8 protein-coding genes and 1 pseudogene are annotated in these 4,754 nt (G+C 74.8%); 5 read left to right on the top strand and 4 right to left on the bottom strand.

The window, feature by feature from the left end; translation table 11 throughout:
* The 3 genes from G5C62_RS25645 to G5C62_RS25655 all read left to right on the top strand — a co-directional run.
* On the top strand, positions 1 to 323 hold a 323-nt coding region (locus G5C62_RS25645), incomplete at its 5' end, for a metal ABC transporter solute-binding protein, Zn/Mn family (RefSeq protein WP_164703229.1).
* On the top strand, positions 314 to 1,024 hold the full coding sequence (locus G5C62_RS25650; protein ID WP_206330865.1) for a metal ABC transporter ATP-binding protein: 711 nt from the start codon (positions 314 to 316) through the stop codon (positions 1,022 to 1,024). The genes G5C62_RS25645 and G5C62_RS25650, both read left to right, overlap by 10 nt.
* Positions 1,018 to 1,896: a metal ABC transporter permease gene (locus G5C62_RS25655; protein ID WP_052090386.1), complete on the top strand. Its 879-nt coding sequence runs from the start codon at positions 1,018 to 1,020 to the stop codon at positions 1,894 to 1,896. The genes G5C62_RS25650 and G5C62_RS25655 overlap by 7 nt, the downstream gene beginning before the upstream one ends.
* Positions 1,897 to 2,233: 337 nt before the next feature.
* Here G5C62_RS25655 and rpsR read toward each other — a convergent pair whose 3' ends face one another.
* Genes rpsR through rpmB form a run of 4 tightly spaced genes read right to left on the bottom strand, consistent with a single transcriptional unit; the run spans position 2,234 to position 3,195 of the window.
* Complete coding sequence (gene rpsR / locus G5C62_RS25660) at positions 2,234 to 2,458, bottom strand: 30S ribosomal protein S18 (protein ID WP_036332357.1); 225 nt, start codon at positions 2,456 to 2,458, stop codon at positions 2,234 to 2,236.
* A complete protein-coding gene (gene rpsN, locus G5C62_RS25665) occupies positions 2,455 to 2,757 on the bottom strand; it encodes a 30S ribosomal protein S14 (protein ID WP_164703230.1) in 303 nt (100 codons plus the stop codon). The genes rpsR and rpsN overlap by 4 nt, the downstream gene beginning before the upstream one ends.
* Position 2,758: 1 nt before the next feature.
* Positions 2,759 to 2,926 carry a 50S ribosomal protein L33 gene (gene rpmG / locus G5C62_RS25670; RefSeq protein ID WP_036332353.1) on the bottom strand — a complete coding sequence of 56 codons (168 nt, stop codon included), beginning with the start codon at positions 2,924 to 2,926 and terminating at the stop codon, positions 2,759 to 2,761.
* On the bottom strand, positions 2,926 to 3,195 hold the full coding sequence (rpmB, locus tag G5C62_RS25675) for a 50S ribosomal protein L28 (protein ID WP_164703231.1): 270 nt from the start codon (positions 3,193 to 3,195) through the stop codon (positions 2,926 to 2,928). The genes rpmG and rpmB overlap by 1 nt, the downstream gene beginning before the upstream one ends.
* An 84-nt stretch (positions 3,196 to 3,279) precedes the next feature.
* Here rpmB and G5C62_RS25680 point away from each other — a divergent pair.
* Positions 3,280 to 4,356 (top strand): annotated as a pseudogene (locus G5C62_RS25680) (GTP-binding protein); the annotation flags it as partial.
* Between the two features lie 211 nt (positions 4,357 to 4,567).
* A partial coding sequence (locus tag G5C62_RS28395; protein WP_164703232.1) for a type B 50S ribosomal protein L31 occupies positions 4,568 to 4,754 on the top strand: 187 nt, incomplete at its 3' end.

Raw genomic sequence — 4,754 nt, forward strand, 5'->3', positions numbered from 1 at the left:
CCAGCCACACCGCCTTCGGCTACCTCGCCGACGCCTACGACCTCGAGCAGTTCGGCATCAGCGGGCTGGCGCCGGACGAGGAGCCGGCCACCGAGGCGCTGACCGAGGCGACCGGGTTCGTCCGCGAGCACGACGTGCGCACCATCTACTTCGAGACCCTGGTCAGCCCCGCCGTCGCCGAGACCGTGGCGCGGGAGACCGGCGCGGAGACCCGGCAGCTGGACCCGATCGAAGGGCTCACCGACCAGTCGGCGGGCGGGGACTACCTGGAGCTCATGCGGGCCAACCTGGCCGGCCTGCAGGCGGGTCAGCAGTGCTCCTGAGCACCCGACCCCGGCAGGCGCCCACCGCGGCCTCGACTGCCTGCGACAGCGCGCTGACGGTGCGCGGCGGCGGTTTCGGTCACGGCCGGGACGCCGTCCTGACCGGCGTCGACCTGACCGTCCGCCCCGGGGAGGTGGTCGCGGTCCGCGGGCCCAACGGGGCCGGCAAGTCGACGCTGGTCCGGGGGGTGCTGGGCCTGTGCGACGTGCAGGCCGGCGAGGTACGGCTGTTCAACGTGCCGCGGGCGCGGTTCCGCGACTGGCACCGGGTCGGCTACGTGCCGCAGCGGCACACCGTGGCCGGCGGCGTCCCGGTGACCGTGCGCGAGCTGGTCTCCTCCGGCCGGCTGAGCCGGCTGCGGGCCTGGCAGCGGTTCGGCGAGGTCGACCGGTGCGCCGTCGACTGCGCGCTGGAGGGTGTCGGGCTGGCCGGGTTCGACCGTCGGCTGCTCACGGAGCTGTCCGGCGGCCAGCAGCGCCGCGCGCTGCTGGCCCGCGCGCTGGCCGGCGACCCGGAGCTGCTGCTGCTGGACGAGCCGACGGCCGGCGTGGACGCGGCCAGCCAGCGGGTGCTCGCTGCCACGCTCGCGGGTCTGGCGGAGACCGGCGCGGCCGTGGTGGTGGTCGTGCACGAGCTGGGCCCGCTGGCCGAGGTGGTGACCAGGACGGTGACGCTGCCGGGCATGGGCGCCCCGTGCTGAGCTACGAGTTCATGCGGCTGGCCCTCGCGGCCGCCGTGCTCGTCGGCCTCACCGCGCCCACCGTGGGCGTCTACCTGGTGCAGCGCCGGCTGTCGCTGATCGGCGACGGCCTGGGCCACGTGGCGCTGCTGGGGGTGGCGGTCGGCCTGGTCACCAGGTCCGCGCCGGTGCTCACCGCGCTGCTGGCCACGGTGGCCGGCGCAGTGGCGGTGGAGGTGCTGCGCGCCCGCCGGTCGGCCAGCGCCGACGTCGCGCTGGCGATCATGTTCTACGGCGGGCTCGCCGGTGGCGTCGTCGTCGTCACCCGGGCGCCGGCCGGCACCCCGATCACCCTGGACAGCTACCTGTTCGGTGCGCTCACCACGACGACGCGGGGCGACCTGGTGCTGTTCGCCGGGATGGCCGTGGTCGTGCTCGCGGTGACGATCGGGTTGGGCCGGTCGCTGTTCACCGTCGCGCTGGACGAGGAGCACGCCCGGGCCAGCGGGCTGCCCGTGCTGCAGCTGAACCTGCTGCTGGCCGTGGTCACCGCGGTCACCGTGACGCTGTCGATGCGCGTGCTCGGCCTGCTGCTGATCAGCGGGCTGATGGTGCTGCCCGCCGGCTGCGCGCAGCTGGTGGCCCGCAGCTTCCGGAGCAGCCTGGTCATCGCGGCGCTGATCGGGGTCACCGTGTCGGTCAGCGGCACCGCGGTCTCCTGGTACGCCGACACCCCCTCGGGCGGGACCATCGTGCTGATGGCGGTCGCCGCCTACGCCGTGCTCAGCATCGCCCGCCTGCTGCGTCGAGGCAGCCCCCCGCCGGAGCCGGGCGCCGTCCCCGTGCCCGTCCACCCGGCGCGCAGGCCGGACGAGGCCGCGCTCCCCCGCTGACCGGCGGCGCCCGGTCCGGGCGCCGCCGGGAGCTCAGCGGACGGCGAGCAGCACCCGGCGATGGCCGCGGCCTGCGCGGGCGCCGGAGGGCAGCCGTGGGCGGGCCGACCAGACGGACGTCCTGTCGAGCGCGGTCAGCGCTCGGCTGCCCGTGCGTCGCGTCGGCGCTCCGCGCGGTTGCGCCGGTCGATCTGGCCGACGGCCGGCACGGCGGCCTGACCGGCGGCGGGGGTGGTGCTGCAGCCGCTCGGGGAACAGCAGTCGGACACGGGGTCTCCTCTTGTCGGGAGGCTCCTCGACGGAGCCGGACGTGGCACACCGCCGCCCAGGACGGCGGTCAGCGGCCCGTCGACGGGTACGGCAGCAGGGCCATCTCGCGGGCGTTCTTGATCGCCCGCGCCACCTGCCGGTGCTGCTCCGGGGTCAGGCCGGTGACCCGGCGGGCGCGGATCTTGCCGCGGTCGGAGATGAACGTGCGCAGCTGGGTGACGTCCTTCCAGTCGACCGGACCGTCCAGCTTGCGCTTCTTGCGGGGCCGGTCGCCCCGGGGCGCCGGGCTCACCAGGAGCTCTTCCGGATGCCCGGCAGCTCGCCGGCGTGCGCCATCTCCCGGAAGCGGATCCGGGACAGGCCGAACCTGCGCAGGTGGCCGCGCGGTCGGCCGTCGGCGACGTCGCGGTTGCACAGCCGGGTCGGGCTGGCGTCCCGCGGGAGCCGCTGCAGCGCTGCCTGCGCCGCGGCTGGCTCATCCGAGGTGGCGGCCGTGCGGGCGGTCTCCTTGAGCTGGGCCCGGCGCTCGGCGTGCCGGGCGACGACCTCGCGGCGCTGCTGGTCCTTGGCGATCATGGACTTCTTGGCCATCTCAGCGCTCCTCGCGGAAGTCGACGTGCCTGCGGATCCTCGGGTCGTACTTCTTCAGCACGAGCCGGTCGGGGTCGTTGCGGCGGTTCTTCCGGGTCACGTACGTGTAGCCGGTACCGGCGGTCGACTTGAGCTTGATGATCGGGCGGACGTCGTTGCCGCGGGCCATCAGCCGTCCCTCCGCCCGGCACCGAGCCGACGCCGTGCGCTCGGGTCGGTCGCCCGGACCCGGGCCACGACGGCCTCGATGCCCTGGACGTCGATGGTCTTGATGCCCTTCGTCGAGACGGTGAGCCGGATCCACCGGTTCTCGCTGGCCAGGAAGAAGCGCTTGGACTGCACGTTCGGGTCGAAGCGGCGGTTGGTACGGCGGTGCGAGTGGCTCACGGACCTGCCGAAGCTCGGCGTGCGTCCGGTCACCTCGCAGTAGGTGGCCATGGTGGTGCGCCTCCAGGAGTCGGTGGGCGGGAGCAGTGCAGACACTAGATGAACACGGTTCTCGTTTGCAGTTAGGGTGGTGGCATGACCTCCCGCCGCACCCCACTGGTGCTCGTCACCGGCCTGGACCGGGCCCTGACCGCGCAGGCCGCCACCCCCCTGCTGGACCGGCCGGGCAGCGTCGTGGTGCACCACGACGTCCGGGGCCTCGGGCAGGGGGTCGTCGTCCGCACCCTGCGCGAGCAGCGGGCCACCGGGGTCGTCGAGTCCACCGCCGCGATCGAGCTGGCCCACGGCTGCCTGTCCTGCACGCTCCGGCTCGACCTGCTGCCCCTGCTGCGCACCCTGGCCCGCCGGGACGACGTCAGCCGGATCGTGCTGCAGCTGGACCCCGCGCTGGAGCCCGAGCACCTGTGCTGGGCGTTCGAGGAGGTCGTCCTGGACGAGGACACCGCGGAGGACCAGGCGGCGGAGACCGCCGGCGACTGGGTGGAGGTGGCCGGCGTGCTCGTGGCCGTCGACGCCGCCCGCTGGCTCGACGCCGCCACCGGCGAGGAGACGATGGACGACCACGGCCTCGCAGCGACCGTCGACGACGAGCGGACGCTGGCCCAGGTCTCCGTCGGCCAGGTCACCGCCGCCGACGCGGTGCTGCTCGCCGGTGAGCCGGACGACGGCTGGGCTGCGGTCCGGCTCACCGCCGTGCTCGACCGGCTGGTGCCCGGCGGACCGCAGGCCCAGCTGGGCCGCGCCCACCCCGACGAGCTGCTGACCGCCCTGCCGGCGACCGCCAAGCGCGGCCGGATGCCCACCCCGCACGACGCCCTGCTCGCCGGCCAGCCCCCGCTGGACGCCGTCGCCGACGTGGAGCTGGTGCGCTTCTCCGCCACCCGGCCCTTCTCCCCCGAGCGACTGCACGACGCGATCGACGTGCTGCTGACCGGCGTGGTCTGCAGCCGCGGCCGGCTGTGGCTGGCCAGCCAGCCCGACCGGGCGATCTGGTTGGAGTCCGCCGGTGGCGGCCTGCGGATCGGTGACGCCGGTCCGTGGCTGGCCACCCTGGGCGCCGACGCCGAGCTGTGGAGCCAGGTCGACCCCGAGCGCAGCGCCGCCGCCGCGCTGCGCTGGGACGCCCTCCACGGCGACCGCGACGTCGAGATCGTCGTGCTCACCCACCGGCAGCCGGCCGCACTGATCACCGCGGCGCTGTCAGCCGCCCTGCTGATCGACGACGAACTGGCCGCCGGCGAGGACACCTGGGCGCCCTGCCCGATCCGTTCGGCACCTGGCACGCCGACCCCTGCGAGGCATCCGGCCCTGCGGACGAACCAGACCTGCACACCAGCACCACCGACCGAGAGGACCACTCCCGATGAGAGCCGGCACCCACCCCGAGTACCGCACCGTGGTGTTCCGCGACACCTCCAGCGGCGCGACCTACCGCACCCGCTCCACGATCCGCACCGAGGCGACCATCGACCTGGACGGCGAGACGCTGCCGGTGGTCAACGTCGAGATCAGCGCGGCCTCGCACCCGTTCTGGACCGGCAACCAGCGGG

It is taken from the genome of Modestobacter sp. KNN46-3 (assembly GCF_011039295.1).

Coding starts and splice junctions, on each gene's coding strand:
- rpmG (WP_036332353.1), bottom strand. CDS start 2,926: ATGGCCCGCGGCAACGACGTCCGCCCGATCATCAAGCTCAAGTCGACC.
- rpmB (WP_164703231.1), bottom strand. CDS start 3,195: ATGGCCACCTACTGCGAGGTGACCGGACGCACGCCGAGCTTCGGCAGG.
- rpsN (WP_164703230.1), bottom strand. CDS start 2,757: ATGGCCAAGAAGTCCATGATCGCCAAGGACCAGCAGCGCCGCGAGGTC.